Origin of the sequence: Cupriavidus basilensis (genome assembly GCF_008801925.2) — a bacterium.
Lineage (GTDB): Bacteria > Pseudomonadota > Gammaproteobacteria > Burkholderiales > Burkholderiaceae > Cupriavidus > Cupriavidus basilensis.
Map to the genome: position 1 here is coordinate 2,550,463 of NZ_CP062803.1, position 18,868 is coordinate 2,569,330.

Below are 18,868 nucleotides of genomic sequence, written 5' to 3' on the forward strand. Positions count from 1 at the left end.
CCGCGAATGCAACCCGCAACTTTACACCAGCCAAGCTGCGCGCCGCCCCCCCCTGAGCGGCGTCCGAGACACTGCGTTCAGGCCACCCGGAATGCCGACATCAGCCCGGTGAGCCGCTGCGCCTGGTCCTCCAGCGAAGCCGCTGCCGCAGCGGCCTGCTCCACCAGCGCGGCGTTCTGCTGGGTCATGCCGTCCATCTGCGTCACCGCCTGGTTGACCTGCTCGATGCCGCGCGATTGCTCATCGGATGCCGAACTGATGCCGCCCATGATGCCGCTCACGCGGCGCACCGCACCCACCATCTCCTGCATCACCTGCCCCGCTTGCTCGACCATCTCGCCGCCGGCGCGCACGCGCGATACGGAGTCGCCGATCAGCGTGCGGATCTCCTTGGACGCGCCCGCGCAACGCTGCGAGAGATCGCGCACATCGCCCGCGACCACCGCGAAGCCTCGTCCGTGCTCGCCGGCCCGCGCAGCTTCCACCGCCGCGTTGAGGGCGAGGATATTGGTCTGGAATGCGATCTTCTCGATCACGTCGATGATGTCGACGATCTTGTTGGCGCTGGCGTCGATCGCCTGCATGGTGCTGGCTACGCGCGCCACCGCGTCGCTGCCACGTTCCGCCAGGCCGGTGGCGCTGCTGGCCAGGTCATTGGCCTCACGCGCGCTATCCGCGTTCTGGCGCACCGTGCCTGTGAGCTCCTCCATGCTGGACGCCGTCTCCTCGAGCGACGCAGCCTGCTGCTCCGTGCGTTGCGACAAGTCGCTGTTGCCGCTGGCAATCTGCTTGCTGGCGGCGGCAATGGAATCGGCCCCGCCGCGCACGTCGCTCACCATCGCGGCCAGGCTCTCTTGCATGCGCCCGAGCATGGCGAGCATGCGGCCGGTCTCGCTGCGCTCTGCCTCGGCGCCCGAGCCGGCGCCATCCGCCTTCGCGCCAAGATCGCCGGCGGCGATGCGTTCGAAGCGGGCGATGGCCGTATCGAGCGGCCCAACGATGGAGCGGCGCAGGCGCCAGGCCACCACCGTGCTGAAGCACAAGCCAAACCCCAGCACGCCGATCGACAGCGAGCGCAGCGTCGTGTAGCGCTCCTGCGACCCGTGATAGACCTCCAGCGCGCCGGCGAGCTGCAGCTTGCCCAACTCGGTATTGACGGCCGTGAAAGCAATGTCGAGCTTGGGAATGGTTTCCAGCACGGCGCGCATCACCGCCTCGCGGTCGCCTTGCTTGAGCGCGGCGATCATCGGCGACACGCCTTGCGTGAACAGCGCCTCGCGCTTGGCGGCGACATCCTCGGCCGCGCGGGCTTCTTGCGCCGAACGCGGCAGCGCCAGATAGGCCTTCCAGGCCGCATCGGACTGGCGCGCAAAGCCCTCGGCGGTATCGGCGCGCGCGCGGGCGTCGGCGGGATCGGTGGCAAAGGTGGCCTGGTCGAGCAAGACCCGCACGAGCAACTGGTTGGAACGCGCCTCGGCCAGGTTGACCGCGGCGGAGAGCTGATGCTGGTAGATCTGCCGCGTCGCGTCATTGCTGCGCGACATGCCAAGCCAGCCTACAGCACCGACAATCAGCAACAATGCGTTGGTGACGATAGTCAGAATCCACAATCTTGTACCGATAGTCGTGTTGCGAAACATGAGGGCTCCCCGTTGGTTTTAGCACTGATGCGGCTGCGTTTTTGGCCGCCCCGCTATAACGGCGCCCCTCACCTCTCCTTGACCCCGAGCATGTGGATATTCAGTCGTGCAAAATGGTCAGGAATACGAATGTGCGCAGGAAGCATTTTTGGGTGCGCTAGCGTACGCATTTGGCAACACCGCACGACCGTATAGAGGATCGCCTCCAGGCAAAACGGACAAAATCGGGCAACACTTTGCGCATGACACCGTCAACAATCGATCCCGGCCTGATCCTGCTGGCCTTCGCGCCGGTTTTCCTGCTGACCATCGGCGCGGAGGCCTGGTACTGGGCACGCCGCGACCCCGCCATCTACAGCCTGCGCGATACCGCGTCCAACGCCGCGCTGGCGTTGATGCACCAGGCGTCGGACGCGTTCTTCCTGTGGCTGATGGTGCGCACGGTCTACACGTGGAGCTACCAGCATGGTCTGAAGGCGATGCCGCAGACGGCCTGGTCGTTCCTGCTCTTGCTGCTGCTGCAGGATTTTCTTTACTACTGGTTTCATCGCGCCAGCCATCGGGTGCGCTGGATGTGGGCTTCGCACGTCACCCATCACTCCTCGGAGGGCATGAATTTCTCAACGGCGTTCCGCCAGAGCCTGACGTATCCGCTTTCGGGCATGTGGTTGTTCTGGATTCCGCTGGCGCTGATCGGCTTCACGCCCGACTGGGTGATTCTGGCCGTGGGGTTGAACCTGGCCTTCCAGTTTTTCGTGCACACCCGGCTGGGCGACCGCTGGCATCGGCTTGAATGGCTGTTCAATACGCCATCGGTACACCGGGTACACCATGCACGCAACCCGCAGTACATCGACCGCAACTATGCGGGCGTGCTGACCGTGTGGGACCGCATGTTCGGCTCCTTCGTGCCTGAAGAGGCGCAGCCCGAATACGGCATTGCGCGTCGCATCGACAGCCATAACCCGATCACTCTCACCTTCCATGAGTGGCGCGACATGTTCGCCGACGCGTGGCGTCATCGCGACCTGCGGCACCTCTGGAAACCGCCCGAGTGGCGTCATCCGCGCGACCTGGCGGCCGGGGACGCGCCGCTGACCGGCACCGCATTTGGGACCGATCGCAGCCAGGACGCATGATGGCCGGACAGGCTGGATAGCCAAAGACGCCAAGAAAGACGGGCAACAAAAAACCGCGCACAAGGCGCGGTTTTTTGTTGGCAAAGTAGCCTGGGACGAAAACGCTTACGCGGATTCGCGCGAAGCACGCTTACGCTCGTGCTCCTTCAGGTGACGCTTGCGCAGACGGATGCTCTTCGGCGTGATTTCCACCAGCTCGTCGTCGGCGATGAACTCCACGGCGTATTCCAGCGACATCTGGATCGGCGTGACCAGGCGCACGGCTTCGTCGGTACCCGAGGCGCGCACGTTGGTCAGCTGCTTGCCCTTGATCGGGTTCACAACCAGGTCGTTGTCGCGGCTGTGGATGCCGATGATCATGCCTTCGTACAGCGCATCGCCCGGCTTGACGAACATGCGGCCGCGATCCTGCAGCTTCCACAGCGCGTAGGCCACGGCATCGCCGTCGTCCTGCGAGATCAGCACGCCGTTGTGGCGCTCACCCAGGCCGCCTTCGCGCAGGGGCGCGTAGTCGTCGAAGATGTGGCTGATCAGGCCGGTGCCGCGGGTCAGCGTCAGGAACTCGCCCTGGAAGCCGATCAGGCCACGGGCCGGAACGCGGTACTCGAGGCGGGTGCGGCCCTTGCCGTCGGACGCCATGTCGAGCAGTTCGCCCTTGCGGCGGCCCAGCTCTTCCATCACGCTGCCCTGGTGGCCGTCTTCGACGTCCACGGTCAGCAGTTCGTACGGCTCGTGCTTGACGCCGTCGATTTCCTTGAACACCACGCGCGGGCGCGACACGGCCAGCTCGTAGCCTTCGCGGCGCATGTTTTCCAGCAGGATGGTCAGGTGCAGCTCGCCGCGGCCCGACACTTCGAAGATGGTGTCGTCGCCGGTCTCGGCCACGCGCAGCGCCACGTTCGACTTCAGTTCGCGGTCCAGGCGTTCGCGCAGCTGGCGGCTGGTCACGAACTTGCCTTCACGGCCGGCCAGCGGCGACGTGTTGACGCAGAAGTTCATGGTCAGCGTGGGCTCGTCGACCTTCAGCATCGGCAGCGCGTCTTGCGCGTCCGGTGCACACACGGTGCAACCAATGCCCAGTTCTTCGATGCCGTTGATCAGCACGATGTCGCCGGCTTCGGCTTCCGCCACGATTTCGCGCTCCAGGCCCTGGAACTTCAGCACCTGGTTGATACGACCCTTGATGGGGTTGCCTTCCGGGCCGAACTTGACCACCACGTCTTGCAGCGAACGGGCGCGACCACGCGAAATGCGGCCTACGCCGATCTTGCCGACATAGCTGTTGTAATCGAGCGAGATGATCTGCAGCTGCAGCGGACCGTCCGGGTTGTCGTCACGGACCGGCACCTTGGCCAGCACGGTCTCGAACAGCGGCTTCATGTCGCCTTCGCGCACGTCGTCGGTCAGGCCAGCATAGCCGTTCAGGCCGGATGCGTAGATCACCGGGAAATCGAGCTGCTCATCGGTGGCGCCCAGCTTGTCGAACAGGTCGAACGTCTGGTTGATCACCCATTCCGGACGCGCGCCCGGACGGTCGACCTTGTTGATCACCACGATCGGCTTCAAGCCCAGCGCCAGCGCCTTGCGCGTGACGAAACGGGTCTGCGGCATCGGGCCTTCGACAGCGTCAACCAGCAGCAGCACACCGTCAACCATCGACAGCACGCGCTCCACTTCACCGCCGAAGTCGGCGTGGCCAGGGGTATCGACGATATTGATGTGCGTGCCGTTGTATTCGACAGCACAGTTCTTCGCGAGGATGGTGATCCCGCGTTCCTTTTCAATGTCGTTCGAGTCCATCACGCGCTCGACCATTTGCTGGTTGTCGCGGAAGGTGCCTGCCTGGCGCAGGAGTTGGTCGACCAGAGTGGTCTTGCCATGATCGACGTGAGCGATGATGGCGATATTGCGGATGGCGCGGGTCATTGCAGCGTCTCGCTTTGGGGCTGAGCATCAAAAGATAACCCGAAATTATAGCATGCTGCGGCGCAAAAACCGAGGACGACGTTGGGAAGCTTCCCAAGCCGCCACCCCGCCACAAACCCAATTATTGCGATATCCGCAATAGCAAATTGACGTCCTTGCGAATCGGCGAACGTGAACATATAGTTGCCACGGCAAACATTGCACCGACAAGCACCGAACCGAGATGTCCGAGCAGAGCCAGCCCATTTCCGACGAAGCCTACCCGTTCGACCCGGCCGAGTACCGCATGGGCGAGAGCATCGGCTATCTGATGGCACGCGCCAAGAACGTGCTGTCGCACGGCGTGGAGCAGGAGGTCGATGGCCTGGACATCACACATGCCCAGGCCACCTGCCTGATGATGCTGGCCGCCGGCCGCGGCAGCACGGTGACTGACCTTGGCCGGGAGCTCAACTGCGATATGGGTTCGGTCACGCGCCTGCTCAGCCGCCTGGAAAAGCGCGGCCTGATCGAGCGCCAGCGCAGCGATGCCGACCGGCGCGTGGTCGATCTGTCGATCACGCCCGCCGGCCAGATCCTCGTGAACCAGTTACCCCAGATCTATTGCCGCGTGCTGAACCGGCATTTCCGCGGCTTCTCCGAAGCCGAATTACAGACCTTCCGCTCGATGCTGCACCGGATCATCGGCAACAACAGCGGGTAGCGGCCAGGCTTGGCGGCCAGTGACGCTAGCGGCGCCGCGATCTCTCAAATACAAGAACAAACACTAACGCTCTATCGCAGGGCACCCTGATGAACCAAGCTCTCTCTTCTCTTTCCGCTTTGTCGCCGCGCGGGCGCGCGGCAGGCCGCCGCACAGGCACGCTGGTGCTGACCGCGCTGGCAGCCACTGTGCTGGCGGGCTGCGCCGCGTTCGGCAACTCGCACAGCACGCAGACCGTTACCGCGCCGGCCTCGCTCGCCAGCGCCCAGGCCCTGCCCTCGCAGCATGGCCAGTGGCCTTCGCTTGACTGGGTCGACCAGTTCAAGGATCCGCAACTGCGCACCCTGGTCGACGAGGCGGTAAAGGACAGCCCCAACCTGCAAGCCGCTTTCGCGCGTGTGGAAGCCTCCCGCGCGATGGCGGACGCCACGCGCAGCGCGCTGTACCCGCACGTCGACTTCGACGGCAGCCTGGTACGCCAGCGTTTCTCGCAAACGGACCTGTTCGAAGGCACGCCGCTGGCCGGCTCGTGGCAGAACCAGTCACGCCTGCAAGCCGGGCTTTCCTATGATTTCGACTTCTGGGGCAAGAACCGCAAGGCGCTCGAAGCCGCGCTGTCCGACGACCGCGCCGCCGAGGCCGAAAGCCAGGCTTCGCGCCTGATCCTGACCACGTCGGTCGCGCGCGCCTATGCTCGCCTGGCCGCCTTGTACGCGCAACGCGACGTGGCCGAGCGCGCCATTGCCCAGCGCCGCGGCCTGAGCGACCTGTCACGCGACCGGCTCAACGCCGGCCTGGACACGCAGGTCGAAACCACGCAGGCGCGCGGCACGGTGGCATCGGCACAGACCGACCTGCTGCGCGTGGATGAAGACATCCTGCTGGCGCGCAACCAGCTCGCCGCGCTGCTGGGCAAGGGCCCGGACCGCGGCCTGGCGATCCAGCGCCCGACCATCCTGGCACAAGGCACGCCGCTGCTGCCGGACAACCTCACCATCGACCTGCTGGGCCGCCGCCCGGACCTGGTTGCCGCACGCTGGCGCGTGGAGGCCACCAGCAAGGATATCGAGGTGGCGCGCACGGAATTCCTGCCGGCCGTCACCTTGTCCGCTTTTGCCGGCGTCGCGTCGCTGGACCCATCCAACCTGCTGATGGGCATCAGCCGGACCTTTGGCATCGGTCCGGCGATACGCCTGCCGATCTTCGAGGGCGGCAAGCTGCGCGCCAACCTGAAGGGCAAGTACGCGCAATACGACCTCGCCGTGGCCAACTACAACCAGGCGCTGGTCGATGCGCTGCGCGAAACCGCCGACACGGTGGCCAGCATCCGCAGCGTGGACACGCAGATTACGGCCCAGCGCGAGGCGCTGGCTCTCGCCGAGCGCGCCTACTCACTGTCCACCATCCGCTACAAGGCCGGGCTGGGCACCCAGCTCACGGTGCTCAATGCCGAAAGCAACGTGCTGCAGCAACGCCGCCTTGCCACCGACCTGCAGGCGCGCCGCCTGGACCTGCAGATGGGCCTGATGAAAGCGCTCGGCGGAGGTTACCAGGAGCAAGCCGAAGGCGCCGGGACGGATGTGCAGAAGCCGGCCGAGGCACGCGGCTAAACGGCTAGGTGGCTACAGCCAGGCAGCCGGAAGAACAACGAGCAGTACTGACAGCATTCTTAAAAGACGATCATGAGCGATAACAAGCAAGCGGCCCAGACTCCCGCCTCCCCGGCGGCTCCCGTCAACAACAACGGCAAGCGCAAGCGCCTGCTGCTCTCGCTGACGGCCGCGGTAGTGGTGGCCGGCGTGGCCTACGGCATCTACTGGGGCATGTACGCGCGCCACTTCGAGAGCACCGACGACGCGTATGTCGCGGGCAACGTGGTGCAGGTCACGCCACTGGTAGGCGGCACCGTGATTTCGATCGCGGCCGACGACACACAGCTGGTCACCGCGGGCCAGCCCCTGATCCAGCTCGACCGCGCCGACTCGCAGGTCGCCTTGGAGCAGGCCGAAGCGCAGCTGGCGCAAGCCGTGCGTGAAGTGCGCACGCTCTACGTCAACAACGGCTCGCTGGCGGCGAACGTGACCATGCGCGAAGCCGATGTGGCCAAGGCGCGTGAAGATCTGAAGCGCCGAGAGGCCATCGCCGGCTCCGGCGCGGTTTCGGGCGAAGAAATCTCCCACGCGCAGACCGCCCTCGCGGCCGCGCAATCGGCACTGCTGGCCACGCGCGAGCAACTGGCATCCAACAAGGTGCTGACCGACCAGACCACGGTGGAGAAGCACCCCAACGTGCAGCGCGCCGCCGCGAACCTGCGTGCCGCCTATCTCGCGTTCGCACGCTCGACGCTGCCCGCGCCGGTGACCGGCTATGTGGCCAAGCGCTCGGTGCAGGTCGGCCAGCGCGTAGCCCCGGGCGCACCACTGATGGCCGTGGTGCCGCTGGACCAGGTGTGGGTCGACGCCAACTTCAAGGAAGTGCAGATCACGCATATGCGCGTGGGCCAGCCGGTCACGCTGGAGGCCGACCTGTACGGCTCCAAGGTGACCTACAACGGCAAGGTGGAAGGCTTTTCGGCCGGCACCGGCTCAGCCTTCTCGCTGCTGCCGGCGCAGAACGCCACCGGCAACTGGATCAAGGTGGTGCAACGCCTGCCGGTGCGCATCGCGCTGGACCCGCAGCAGCTCAAGGACCACCCGCTGCGGGTTGGCTTGTCGATGAACGTGACTGTGGATGTGCGCAAGGAAGAAGGCGCGGCCATGACCAACGCTACGGTTGCGCGCCCGATGCAGACCGACGTCTATGAGAAGGTCGCGCAGGACGCCGACGCGCTGATCGCCCGCATCATCTCGCTGAACAACGGCGGCCGCCAGGCGGCCGAGCCCATGGCAGCGCCGGTATCGTCGGCGCCGGCCGCCGCCAAGCCCGCCAACACCTGAACATGGCTACCTCCCTCCCCGCGCGCGACGGCGCCTCGCCCGGCCCGGCGGCGCCAGCGGCGCGCCCCGCCGCGCCAGTGCCGTTGTCGGGCGCAAAGCTGATCGTCGGCACGATCGCGCTGTCGCTGGCCACGTTCATGAACGTGCTCGACTCCTCGATCGCCAACGTATCGATCCCGGCCATCTCGGGCGACCTTGGCGTGGCGCCCAATCAGGGCACCTGGGTCATCACCTCGTTCGCGGTGGCGAACGCCATCTCGGTGCCGCTGACCGGATGGATGACCACACGCTTCGGGGCGGTGCGGCTGTTCATCACGTCGATCCTGCTGTTTGTGATCTCGTCGTGGCTGTGCGGCGTCGCGCCCAACCTCGAAGTGCTGCTGGCCGCGCGCGTGCTGCAAGGTGCCGTGGCGGGGCCGATGATTCCGCTGTCGCAATCGCTGCTGCTGTCGAGCTATCCGCCGCAGAAAAGCACCATGGCGCTCGCCCTATGGGGCATGACCACGCTGGTGGCGCCAATCATGGGGCCGCTGCTGGGCGGCTGGATCTCGGACAACATGACCTGGCCGTGGATCTTCTATATCAACATCCCGGTGGGTCTGGGCGCCGCCTATGCGACCTGGACGATCTACCGCGACCGCGAGACGCCGATCAAGATCCTGCCGATCGACCGGATCGGGCTGGCGCTGCTGGTGATCTGGGTAGGCTCGATGCAGCTCATGCTCGACAAGGGCAAGGAGCTCGACTGGTTCCACTCGACCTCGATCGTCGTGCTGACGGTAGTGGCCATTGTGGGTTTCCTGTTCTTCCTGATCTGGGAGAGCTACGAGAAGCATCCGATCGTCGATATCACCCTGTTCAAGGGACGTAACTTCAGCGCCGGCGTGGTGGCCATCTCGGTGGCCTACGGCCTGTTCTTCGGCAACCTGGTGATCCTGCCGCTGTGGCTGCAAACCATTGTCGGCTATACCGCAACAGACGCCGGCATCGTGATGGCGCCGGTCGGGATCTTCGCCATCCTGCTGTCGCCGCTGATCGGCAAGAACCTGCCCAAGATGGATGCGCGCTGGGTCGCGACCCTGGCCTTCGTCACCTTTGGCGTGGTCAGCCTGATGCGCTCAGGATTCACCTTGCAGGTCGATACCCGCACGTTGATGATCCCGACGCTGATCCAGGGTGCGGCGATGGCGATGTTCTTCATCCCGCTGACCTCAGTCATCCTGTCGGGCCAGCCACCGGAGAAAATCCCGTCGGCCTCCGGGGTGTCCAACTTCGTGCGGATCACGTTCGGTGCGATCGGTGCGTCGATCTCGACCACCATCTGGGAAAACCGCACGGCGCTGCATCACGCGCAACTGGTTGAACAGGTCAACCCGTATAACCCGACCTATATCGACCAGCTCAACCACCTGATGCAGATGGGCATGAGCCAGGCCCAGGCCAACGGCCAGATCGAGCGCAGCATTTCGCAGCAGGCGGCCATGCTGGGCGCCAACGATATCTTCTGGATCTCGGGCGTGCTGTTCTTCGTGCTGATTGTCTTTGTCTGGCTGACCAAGCCTAAGAAGGGAGGCGATCTGGACGCCTCCGCGGCCGGGGCGCACTAGCTGGTTTGGTTGCACTCGGTACACGCGCTGCACAGCGAGGCCGATGCCGTCACAGGCATCGGCCTCGTGCTTTCTGGCCCTGCCCCCTGGCCCCGGGCTCAAGCCGTCAGGATCTCCCGCCCGATGCAGCCGCATTGCGCGTTGGCCGCATTGAGCACGTTAGAGCTTGACCAGCCGCTCGGGCCGCAAGGCGCCTTCACGCATGCGCGCCACGCCAAGCAAGCGGCGCGGCTCGCCGCCATAGACACTGGCGAGTTCGTCTTCCGCCAGCGCCACGCCCGCCGGCAGGTCGCGCTGCGCGATGCGCTGGCCCTGCAGGAAGCGCGCCATCGCGGCCTCGTCGAGCGTCACCGCTACGCAACGCTGCAGCAGCGCATCGACCGGCGCAAGCATTGCGGGGCGCTCTTCGTCGGAGCGCTGCTCGATCTGCTCCAGCGTGACCGCGCCTTCCAGGCTCAGGTCGCCCACCGCCGTACGGCGCAGGCCGGTCAGGTGCGCGCCGCAGCCGAGCGCCTCGCCGATGTCCTCGGCCAGGGTGCGGATGTAAGTGCCCTTGCTGCAGGTCACGCGCATGCTGAAGGCGGGCACCTGCGGCAGCCCGCAATCGAGCAGCGTGATTTCGTGGATGGTGACGCGGCGCGCGGCGCGCTCCACGGTCTGGCCGGCTCGTGCGTATTCGTACAGCGGACGTCCGTCCTTCTTCAGTGCGGAATGCATCGGCGGCACCTGCTCGATTTCGCCCGCGAAGCGCTGCATTGCGGCGCGCAGCGCCGCGATATCGCAGGTTACCGCACGCTCGGCGATCACCTCGCCCTCGGCGTCGCCGGTCGCGGTCTTGAGGCCCAGCCGCACGGTGGCTTCGTACGTCTTGTCGGCCTCGAGCAGGTCCTGCGAGAACTTGGTCGCCTCGCCAAAGCACAGCGGCAGCAAGCCGGTAGCCAGCGGGTCGAGCGTGCCGGTGTGTCCGGCCTTCAGCGCGCGCAGCATGCGCTTGGCACGCACCAGCGCATCGTTGGACGAAAGGCCGAGCGGCTTGTCGAGCAGCAGCACGCCATGCACCTCGCGGCGCGGTTGCCGGGGCGGGCGATTGGTGTTGGGATGGGTCATGACGGGGAGCTATGTGACGCCGGCAAAGCCTCGGGGCCGGGCGCGACAGACAGGGACAAAGGAGACGCGAAGCAACCAGCACCAACAAGAAAACGGCCCGTGGTTACGGGCCGTCTTTCAGTCTTCTTTTGCGCGCGTGGAGTTGGCTTCTTTGATCAGCTTGGACATCTCGATCGCTTGTTCCACCGAGGTATCGTGGAAGAAACGCAGCGTCGGCACGGTATGGATATGCAACCGCTTGTAAAGCAGCGAATGCAGGTAACCGGACTTTTCGTTGAGAATGCCCTCCACTTCCGCGGCATCAGCCGCCAGGACGGTGAAGTACACCTTGGCGTGCGCGTAGTCGGGGGTCAGCGTGACCGACTGCAGTGTGACGAGCCCCAGGCGGGGATCGCGCAGCTCACGCTGGATCATCTCGGCCAGGTCGCGCTGGATCTGGTCGGAAATCCGGAGATTACGAGAGGAGATATTGCCTTTCTTGGCCATTCAATACGCTTGCTGTCGAGAAGGGCAGCGGCGGGCCAGTTGGCCCGCCGCCCGCAACACGCCTTACAGCGTGCGCGCCACCTCGGTGATTTCATACACTTCGAGCTGGTCGCCTTCCTGAACGTCGTTGAAGTTCTTGATCGACAAACCGCACTCGAAGCCTTGCTTGACTTCCTTGACGTCATCCTTGAAGCGCTTGAGCGAATCAAGCTCGCCGGTATGGATGACCACGTTGTTGCGCAGCACCCGTACCAGGGCGGTACGCTTGACCAGCCCGTCGGTGACCATACAACCAGCCACCGCGCCAATCTTCGGCACGCGGAAGACCTGGCGCACTTCCACCGTACCCAGCGTGACTTCCCGCTTTTCCGGTGCCAGCATGCCCGACATTGCCGCCTTGATCTCGTCTACCGCATCGTAAATGATGTTGTAGTAGCGAATATCGATGCCGTTGTTCTCGGCCAGCTTGCGCGCGCCAGCATCGGCACGTACGTTGAAGCCGATGATGACCGCCTTCGAGGCCGTAGCCAGGTTGACGTCCGACTCCGAGATGCCACCCACGCCGCCGTGCACGATCTGTACGCGCACTTCTTCGGTGGAGAGCTTCTGCAGCGATTGCACCAGTGCTTCCTGCGACCCCTGAACGTCGGCCTTGACGATCAACGGCAGCGTCTGCACTTCGCCTTCGCTCATCTGCTCCAGCATCGTTTCCAGCTTGGCCGCCTGCTGCTTGGCCAGCTTGACGTCGCGGTACTTGCCTTGACGGAACAGCGCAATTTCGCGCGCCTTGCGCTCGTCCGGCAGCACCAGCACTTCTTCACCAGCCGCCGGCACTTCGGACAGGCCCTGGATCTCGACCGGAATCGAGGGACCGGCTTCCTTGGTCGGCTTGCCGGTTTCGTCCAGCATGGCGCGAACGCGGCCATAAGCGCTGCCAGCCAGCACCACATCGCCACGCTTGAGCGTGCCGCTGGTGACCAGGATGGTCGCGATCGGGCCCTTGCCCTTGTCCAGCTGAGCCTCCACCACCAGGCCCTTGGCCGGGGCGTCCACCGGCGCCTTCAACTCCAGCACTTCGGCCTGCAGCAATACTTGCTCCAGCAGGTCGTCGATGCCGGCGCCGGTCTTGGCGGACACCGGGACGAACGGCGAATCACCGCCATACTCTTCCGGCAGCACCTGCTCGGCCACCAGTTCCTGCTTGACGCGGTCCGGGTTGGCTTCGGGCTTGTCGATCTTGTTGATCGCGACCACGATGGGCACGCCCGCCGCCTTGGCGTGGGCAATGGCTTCCTTCGTCTGCGGCATCACGCCGTCGTCGGCCGCGACCACCAGGATCACGATGTCGGTTGCCTTGGCACCACGAGCACGCATGGCCGTGAAGGCCTCGTGACCCGGGGTGTCCAGGAAGGTGATCACGCCGCGCTCGGTTTCCACATGGTAGGCACCGATGTGCTGCGTAATCCCGCCGGCTTCGCCCGCCGCAACCTTGGCACGACGGATGTAGTCCAGCAGCGAGGTCTTGCCGTGGTCGACGTGACCCATCACGGTCACCACCGGCGGACGCGGCAACTGCTCGGCGTCAGTGTGGTCTTCACCACCCACGACCAGCAGCGCTTCCGGATCGTCCAGCTTGGCGGCAAACGCCTTGTGGCCCATTTCTTCCACCACGATCATGGCGGTTTCCTGGTCCAGCACCTGGTTGATGGTCACCATCTGGCCGAGCTTCATCATCTGCTTGATGACCTCGGAAGCCTTGACGGCCATCTTGTGCGCCAGGTCGGCCACCGAAATGGTCTCGGGGATGTGCACTTCGCGCACCACCGGCTCCGTCGGCGCCTGGAAATTCGTGCCGCGATCGTCTTGCTGGTGACGGTTGCCACGGCCGCGCGGACCGCCGCGCCAGCCGCCAACGCCACCGGACGAATCGCCGCGGGTCTTCAGGCCGCTGCCCTTCTTCTTCGAGCCTTCGTCCTGCCAGGTCGAGGAAGTCCCTGCCTTCACTACCTTGCCGGTCTTCTTATCGACGGTGGTGGTAGCGGTGGCCGTGGTCGTTACGGGCTTCTTCTCGTCCTTCTTGACTTCGGTGCCAGGCGGCTTGACCGGCTTGTGCAGCGTGCCGGTCTGCTCGGCCTTCTTTTCTTCAGCCTTGCGTTCCGACGGTGCCTTGAGCACGCGCGCCGGCGCATTCAGCATCTGCTGAATGGCACGGGCTTCGGCTTCGGCGGCCTCGCGGCGCTTGCGCGCTGCGTCCTGCTCGGCACGCGCCTTGTCGGCGGCCTGCTTGGCGTCGTCGGCGGCCTTCTGCGCGGCTGCGCGTTCGGCGGCCAGGCGAGCCTTTTCGTCTTCGGCCTTCTTGCGCGAATCGTCGTCTTCCGGCGCCTTGGCCGTAGCGGCGGCGCGCAGGGCGGCAGCTTCCTCTTCCGCCTTGCGGGCGGCGAGTTCAGCCTGGCGACGTTCTTCAGCCTCCAGCGCTTCCTGCTTGGCGCGACGCTCGGCCTCCTCGCGTTCGGCCGCCTCCTGGCGTGCCTTCGACTCGGCTTCCTGGCGTGCCAGCAACTCGGCCTGCTGACGATCTTCCTCGTCCTGGCGAGCCTGTTCGGCCGCATCGACCGGCAGCTCGACCACTTCGTGGCCATCGGCGCCATCGGTGGAAGCCTCGTCGCGCTTGATCAGGACGCGCTTCTTGCGCACCTCGACCTGCACCGTGCGAGTCTTGCCGGTGGAATCAGCCTGGCGGATCTCGGAGGTCTCACGCTTGGTCAACGTGATTTTCTTGCGCGCGCTGTCATCGGCCGCCCCGTGGGAACGCTTGAGGTAATCCAGCAACTTGGTCTTGTCGGATTCGGTGATGATGTCGTCAGGCGTCACCTTGCCCACCCCAGCTGCCTGCAATTGTTCCAGCAGGGCAGCTGCGCTGCGGCTCAGTTCTGCGGCCAGTTGGGCAACTGTTGTGCTTGCCATTCAAACCCTTTCAATGCTTGGTTATACGTCGGGACAATTGTGTGTGGAATGCGCGCTCAAGCAGCCTGGAAAAGCACTACGTGAGCGTGTCCCTCAGTTAAACCAATGTTCCCGTGCTTTCATGATCAGCGCGCGTGCATCATCCTCGCCAAGACCAACCATGTCGACGAGTTCGTCGACGGCCAATTCGGCCAGTTCGTCACGCGTGTGGATATTGCCTTCGGCCAGCTTGCCGATCAGTTCCGGGGTCAGGCCGTCGAGCGAGCGCAGATCCTGCGACACCTCTTCCACCTTTTCTTCCCGGGCCAGTTCCATCGTCAAGAGCGCATCGCGGGCGCGGTTGCGCAGCTCGTTGACGGTATCTTCATCGAAGGCGTCGATTTCCAACATCTCGCTGATGGGCACATAGGCCACTTCTTCCAGCGTGGAGAAACCTTCGTCGATCAAGATGTCAGCCACTTCTTCGTCCACGTCCAGCTTGGCCATGAACAACTTGCGCACCACGTCGCTTTCCTCGGCTTGCTTCTGTGCCGATTCTTCCTGCGTCATGATGTTGATCTGCCAGCCGGTCAGCTCGGACGCCAGGCGTACGTTCTGACCACTGCGGCCGATGGCGACGGCGAGGTTTTCCTCGTCGACCACCACGTCCATGCTGTGCTTTTCCTCGTCTACCACAATCGACTGTACTTGTGCCGGCGCCAGGGCGCCAATCACGAACTGCGCCGGGTCTTCCGACCACAGCACGATGTCGACCGCTTCGCCGCCAATCTCGTTACGGACCGCGGTCACCCGCGTGCCGCGCACGCCGACGCAGGTACCGATCGGATCGATACGCTTGTCATGCGCCACCACGGCGATCTTGGCGCGCACGCCGGGGTCGCGGGCAGCTGCCTTGATTTCCAGCAGGCCCTGCTCCATCTCCGGCACTTCGTTCTCGAACAGCTTGATCAGGAACTCGGGCGCGGTGCGCGAGAGCTCGATCTGCGGGCCGCGTGCGGTGCGATCCACATTCAGGATATAGGCGCGGACACGGTCGCCGGTGCGCAGGTTTTCCTTGGGGATGATCTGGTCGCGGGCCAGCAGCGCTTCCACGCGGCCGGACTCGACGATCAAGCCCTTCTTGTCGGCACGCTTGACCGTGCCGGTCATGACCTTCTCGCCACGATCGAGGTAATCGTTGAGGATCTGCTCGCGCTCGGCGTCACGGATCTTCTGCAGGATCACCTGCTTGGCGGCTTGCGCACCGATGCGGCCGAACTCGACCGACTCGATCTGCTCTTCGACAAACTCATCCAGCTGGATGTCCGGATCCTGCTCACGGGCCTCGAACATGAGGATTTGCTTGTCCGGCTCCTGCAGACCCTGTTCATCGGGGACTACAAGCCAGCGGCGGAACGTCTCGTGCTCACCGGACTCACGATCGATGGCGACGCGAATATCCACGTCTTCCTCGAAACGCTTCTTGGTTGCCGAAGCGAGTGCCGCTTCCAGCGCACCGAATACCACATCCTTGTCGACGTTCTTCTCACGCGCAAGCGCATCGACGAGCAACAGAACTTCGCGGCTCATTGCTTGTTCCCTTTTTTCTGATTTCCTTTGAAGTCGATCACCGGCACCAGGCGTGCGCGATCAACATCGGATATGGTGAATTCCAGCAGCGCCGTGCCGTTCTGGCCTTCGAACTCGAGGCCAATCTGCTCTGCCCCCGGCTCACCGGTAGGCGTCTGCAGGATGCCGACGAAGTTCTTCTGCCCGTTGACCGGAAGGCGCAAGGTAACCCTGGCTTCCTGGCCCGCGAAGCGGACGAAGTCAGCCAGTTTCTTGAGCGGCCGGTCCAGCCCCGGCGAGGACACTTCGAGGCGCTCGTAGTCGATATTCTCGACGGTGAGCACGTGGGTAAGCTGACGGCTTACCTTCTCGCAATCCTCAATGACGATGCCGGTTTCAGGCTGATCGATATAGACGCGCATGAGTCCGCCTGGAGCGCGCTCGAGCTCAACCAGCTCGTACCCCATGCCGTTCAGGGTGGTTTCGATCAAATCTGCCAGATGCACTGTATTCCCGAATAATGGCCATCAATACCGTGGCAGACCCAGCCCATCGGCACGGCCGTCTTGGATGACGGCTTCAGCCAGCTTGCCTGCCAGTCATCCCGACCGGCGCGCCGCGAAACACGGCAAGCACACGAAACGGGCGAAGCAAAAAAAAATGGGCGCAATGCCCATCATTCGCCCACCCTTTTGCAGGATGACTTTTGAATAGACTTTGATTATACGCTGTCGCGGTGCAAAAGGCAAAGGCACCCGACTTTGGCAAGACAGGGATGCGGCCCGTGCCGCTCTTTTCCCTGCCAGGCCCGCCCAAGGCGCCTTGCCTCGCATCACTCAACGATTGCCGTCGCGGCCACCGCCACGAGGACGGCGGTTGCCGTTGGGCTTGCCGGCCTGCGGCATCACATTCCCATTGGCTTCGCCACCACCGCGGCGCTGGGAACGATTCTGACCGCCACCCATGCCACCCATGCCACCCATGCCGCCCATACCTCCCATACCTCCCATGCCGCCCATGCCAGCGCCACGGCCACCACTGCGGCCCGGACGGCCCGGGCCGCGCGGGGAACCCGCCGCACCGCCGCCCAGCTTGGTCGTATGGGACGTCAGCAGGGTCGGGCCACCGATGTAGCCCATCGACGTTTGCATCGGATCCGGCTGCCCGCGGCCAGCGCCGCTGCCGCGCGGGCCGTTGCCGCGATTGACGCGCGGCAGGCCGTCCATGCCGGTCGGCATCGGCATGCCGGCAATGGCCGCCTCGGTGCGCTGCTGGCGCCCACCCACCTTACTGCCGCCGCGGGGACCGCTATCGCCCTTGGACGGCGCCTTCAGGCCGATGGATGCCATCAGCGCGCGCACGTCGTCCGCCGCAAGTTCTTGCCAGCGGCCACGCTTCAGGCCGCGCGGCAGCAGGAACTGGCCGTAACGGGTACGAATCAGGCGCGACACGGTCAGGCCGACTGCCTCGAACATGCGGCGCACTTCGCGGTTGCGGCCTTCGGTCAGCGCCACGTGGTACCAGTGGTTGATGCCTTCGCCACCACCGTCCGCGATGCGCAGAAAATTAGCCTCGCCATCGTCGAGCTTGATGCCATGCAGCAGGCGCTGGCGATCGGCCTCGGCCAGCTCGCCCAGTGTGCGCACCGCATATTCGCGCTCCACGCCGTAGCGCGGATGCATGAACTTGTTGGCGATATCGCCGGAGGAGGTAAAGATCAGCAAGCCCTCGGTATTGAAGTCGAGGCGGCCCACGGCCACCCACTTCCCTGCCTTGATGCGCGGCAGGCTGTCGAACACGGTCGGACGGCCTTCCGGATCCGACTGACTGACGATCTCGCCGGACGGCTTGTGATACAGCAACACGCGCGGCGGCTTGGACGACACACGGCGGTGGATCAGCTTGCCGTTGACCCGGACCTGGTCGGCCGGCAGGATGCGCTGGCCAATGTGGGCAGGCAGGCCATTGACCGAAACCCGGCCCTGCAGAATCAGCTCTTCCATTTCCCTGCGCGAGCCCAGCCCGCCTTCGGCGAGCACCTTGTGCAGCTTTGGCGCATCGTCGTCTGCAGACAGCTCGCGCACCGGCTTGACCCGGGCCTGCGGACCACTCGACTCTTCCTGGTCATACTGACCGGAAATGACAAAGCGGAACAGGTCCTCACCGCTAGCGGCGGCGGCGGGCGCCTTCTCGGGCACACCCGCGGCCGGGCGCTGCGCCCCGCCCTTACCCTTGCCGCCCTTGCCTTGCTGGCGCGGGCCGCCTTGCTGCCCTTCGCCGCCGCCGCGGCGGGCCGCGCCTTGCGGCTGCTGGCCTTGCTGCGGCTTGCGCTTGCGGGCGCCACTCCCATTCGGGTTGGGGCGAGCGCCATCGCGCTGGCGCTCGCCCGCGACCTCGCTTACACCTTCGGCGGTGTCACCGGTGAAGTTGCGGCGGCCTCGCGGCGCCGGGCGCTCGCCCTGCGCTTCGCCTGCCTGCACAGCCTCGCCTTCCGCAGGCTTGCGCTTGCCACGCGTACGCCCCTTCCTTGCGCCGTCGCCACGCGCGTCCTGCGCGGTGCCGGCATCGGGGCTGCCCGCAGGGTTTAGCGTCCCGCCGTCCGCGGCACGGTCGCCATCGCGGTCCTGCGCGGCCTGGCGGCGCGTGGCCACCAGATTGCGCAAGCCACGGCGCAGGCCCTTGCGGCGCGGCGCGCCATCGGTGCCGGCGCCGCCTTCGGCGCCATTACCGGCATCGCCGGCCGGCGTATCCGCCTGGCGGACGTCTTGATCAGAATCGGACAAGGTATTCACATTCGGATGTTGCATGGTGT

Annotated in this window: 14 protein-coding genes; 5 read left to right on the top strand and 9 right to left on the bottom strand. The window is 65.0% G+C overall.

Going from position 1 to position 18,868, the window contains the following annotated elements:
- Positions 1-77: 77 nt before the first annotated feature.
- Positions 78-1,640, bottom strand: a complete 1,563-nt coding sequence (locus F7R26_RS11565) for a methyl-accepting chemotaxis protein (RefSeq protein WP_150991028.1) — start codon at positions 1,638-1,640, stop codon at positions 78-80.
- A gap of 242 nt (positions 1,641-1,882) precedes the next feature.
- Between F7R26_RS11565 and F7R26_RS11570 the strand changes: the two genes are divergently transcribed.
- On the top strand, positions 1,883-2,779 hold the full coding sequence (locus tag F7R26_RS11570; RefSeq protein ID WP_150991026.1) for a sterol desaturase family protein: 897 nt from the start codon (positions 1,883-1,885) through the stop codon (positions 2,777-2,779).
- Positions 2,780-2,884: 105 nt separating this feature from the next.
- Here F7R26_RS11570 and typA read toward each other — a convergent pair whose 3' ends face one another.
- Positions 2,885-4,705: a translational GTPase TypA gene (gene typA, locus F7R26_RS11575; protein ID WP_150991024.1), complete on the bottom strand. Its 1,821-nt coding sequence runs from the start codon at positions 4,703-4,705 to the stop codon at positions 2,885-2,887.
- Complete coding sequence (locus F7R26_RS11580; protein WP_150991022.1) at positions 4,702-4,884, bottom strand: hypothetical protein; 183 nt, start codon at positions 4,882-4,884, stop codon at positions 4,702-4,704. Before F7R26_RS11580 ends, typA begins: the two co-directional genes overlap by 4 nt.
- 44 nt (positions 4,885-4,928) lie before the next feature.
- Here F7R26_RS11580 and F7R26_RS11585 point away from each other — a divergent pair, with 44 nt between their 5' ends.
- The 4 genes from F7R26_RS11585 to F7R26_RS11600 all read left to right on the top strand — a co-directional run bounded on the left by F7R26_RS11585 (position 4,929) and on the right by F7R26_RS11600 (position 9,951).
- Positions 4,929-5,408 carry a MarR family winged helix-turn-helix transcriptional regulator gene (locus F7R26_RS11585; RefSeq protein ID WP_150991020.1) on the top strand — a complete coding sequence of 160 codons (480 nt, stop codon included), beginning with the start codon at positions 4,929-4,931 and terminating at the stop codon, positions 5,406-5,408.
- An 89-nt stretch (positions 5,409-5,497) separates the two neighbouring features.
- Positions 5,498-7,018 (top strand): efflux transporter outer membrane subunit, encoded by a 1,521-nt coding sequence (locus F7R26_RS11590; protein ID WP_150991018.1) that lies wholly within the window; start codon positions 5,498-5,500, stop codon positions 7,016-7,018.
- Positions 7,019-7,090: 72 nt separating this feature from the next.
- The gene (locus F7R26_RS11595) at positions 7,091-8,344 is read left to right on the top strand and encodes an HlyD family secretion protein (protein WP_150991016.1); all 1,254 of its coding nucleotides are present in this window, start codon (positions 7,091-7,093) and stop codon (positions 8,342-8,344) included.
- A gap of 2 nt (positions 8,345-8,346) precedes the next feature.
- Entirely contained in the window at positions 8,347-9,951 is a 1,605-nt protein-coding gene (locus tag F7R26_RS11600) for a DHA2 family efflux MFS transporter permease subunit (protein ID WP_150991014.1), read from the top strand.
- Positions 9,952-10,110: 159 nt separating this feature from the next.
- Here the strand turns inward: F7R26_RS11600 and truB are convergent, their stop codons facing one another.
- The 6 genes from truB to rluB all read right to left on the bottom strand — a co-directional run bounded on the left by truB (position 10,111) and on the right by rluB (position 18,863).
- Positions 10,111-11,058, bottom strand: a complete 948-nt coding sequence (truB, locus tag F7R26_RS11605) for a tRNA pseudouridine(55) synthase TruB (protein ID WP_150991012.1) — start codon at positions 11,056-11,058, stop codon at positions 10,111-10,113.
- A gap of 117 nt (positions 11,059-11,175) precedes the next feature.
- Positions 11,176-11,544 carry a 30S ribosome-binding factor RbfA gene (gene rbfA / locus F7R26_RS11610; RefSeq protein WP_006162086.1) on the bottom strand — a complete coding sequence of 123 codons (369 nt, stop codon included), beginning with the start codon at positions 11,542-11,544 and terminating at the stop codon, positions 11,176-11,178.
- A 63-nt stretch (positions 11,545-11,607) separates the two neighbouring features.
- Complete coding sequence (infB, locus tag F7R26_RS11615; protein ID WP_150991010.1) at positions 11,608-14,508, bottom strand: translation initiation factor IF-2; 2,901 nt, start codon at positions 14,506-14,508, stop codon at positions 11,608-11,610.
- Positions 14,509-14,601: 93 nt separating this feature from the next.
- Positions 14,602-16,077: a transcription termination factor NusA gene (nusA, locus tag F7R26_RS11620; RefSeq protein WP_043347317.1), complete on the bottom strand. Its 1,476-nt coding sequence runs from the start codon at positions 16,075-16,077 to the stop codon at positions 14,602-14,604.
- The gene (gene rimP / locus F7R26_RS11625; protein ID WP_043347318.1) at positions 16,074-16,562 is read right to left on the bottom strand and encodes a ribosome maturation factor RimP; all 489 of its coding nucleotides are present in this window, start codon (positions 16,560-16,562) and stop codon (positions 16,074-16,076) included. The genes nusA and rimP overlap by 4 nt, the downstream gene beginning before the upstream one ends.
- Before the next feature lie 330 nt (positions 16,563-16,892).
- Positions 16,893-18,863, bottom strand: coding sequence for a 23S rRNA pseudouridine(2605) synthase RluB (gene rluB / locus F7R26_RS11630; protein ID WP_150991008.1), 1,971 nt, complete (start codon positions 18,861-18,863; stop codon positions 16,893-16,895).
- Positions 18,864-18,868: the final 5 nt, after the last annotated feature.

What these genes read in the sequence shown, in the direction of transcription:
- F7R26_RS11565 (WP_150991028.1), bottom strand. Translation starts at nt 1,640, where the DNA reads ATGTTTCGCAACACGACTATCGGTACAAGATTGTGGATTCTGACTATC.
- F7R26_RS11570 (WP_150991026.1), top strand. Translation starts at nt 1,883, where the DNA reads ATGACACCGTCAACAATCGATCCCGGCCTGATCCTGCTGGCCTTCGCG.
- typA (WP_150991024.1), bottom strand. Translation starts at nt 4,705, where the DNA reads ATGACCCGCGCCATCCGCAATATCGCCATCATCGCTCACGTCGATCAT.
- F7R26_RS11580 (WP_150991022.1), bottom strand. Translation starts at nt 4,884, where the DNA reads ATGTTCACGTTCGCCGATTCGCAAGGACGTCAATTTGCTATTGCGGAT.
- F7R26_RS11585 (WP_150991020.1), top strand. Translation starts at nt 4,929, where the DNA reads ATGTCCGAGCAGAGCCAGCCCATTTCCGACGAAGCCTACCCGTTCGAC.
- F7R26_RS11590 (WP_150991018.1), top strand. Translation starts at nt 5,498, where the DNA reads ATGAACCAAGCTCTCTCTTCTCTTTCCGCTTTGTCGCCGCGCGGGCGC.
- F7R26_RS11595 (WP_150991016.1), top strand. Translation starts at nt 7,091, where the DNA reads ATGAGCGATAACAAGCAAGCGGCCCAGACTCCCGCCTCCCCGGCGGCT.
- F7R26_RS11600 (WP_150991014.1), top strand. Translation starts at nt 8,347, where the DNA reads ATGGCTACCTCCCTCCCCGCGCGCGACGGCGCCTCGCCCGGCCCGGCG.
- truB (WP_150991012.1), bottom strand. Translation starts at nt 11,058, where the DNA reads ATGACCCATCCCAACACCAATCGCCCGCCCCGGCAACCGCGCCGCGAG.
- rbfA (WP_006162086.1), bottom strand. Translation starts at nt 11,544, where the DNA reads ATGGCCAAGAAAGGCAATATCTCCTCTCGTAATCTCCGGATTTCCGAC.
- infB (WP_150991010.1), bottom strand. Translation starts at nt 14,508, where the DNA reads ATGGCAAGCACAACAGTTGCCCAACTGGCCGCAGAACTGAGCCGCAGC.
- nusA (WP_043347317.1), bottom strand. Translation starts at nt 16,077, where the DNA reads ATGAGCCGCGAAGTTCTGTTGCTCGTCGATGCGCTTGCGCGTGAGAAG.
- rluB (WP_150991008.1), bottom strand. Translation starts at nt 18,863, where the DNA reads ATGCAACATCCGAATGTGAATACCTTGTCCGATTCTGATCAAGACGTC.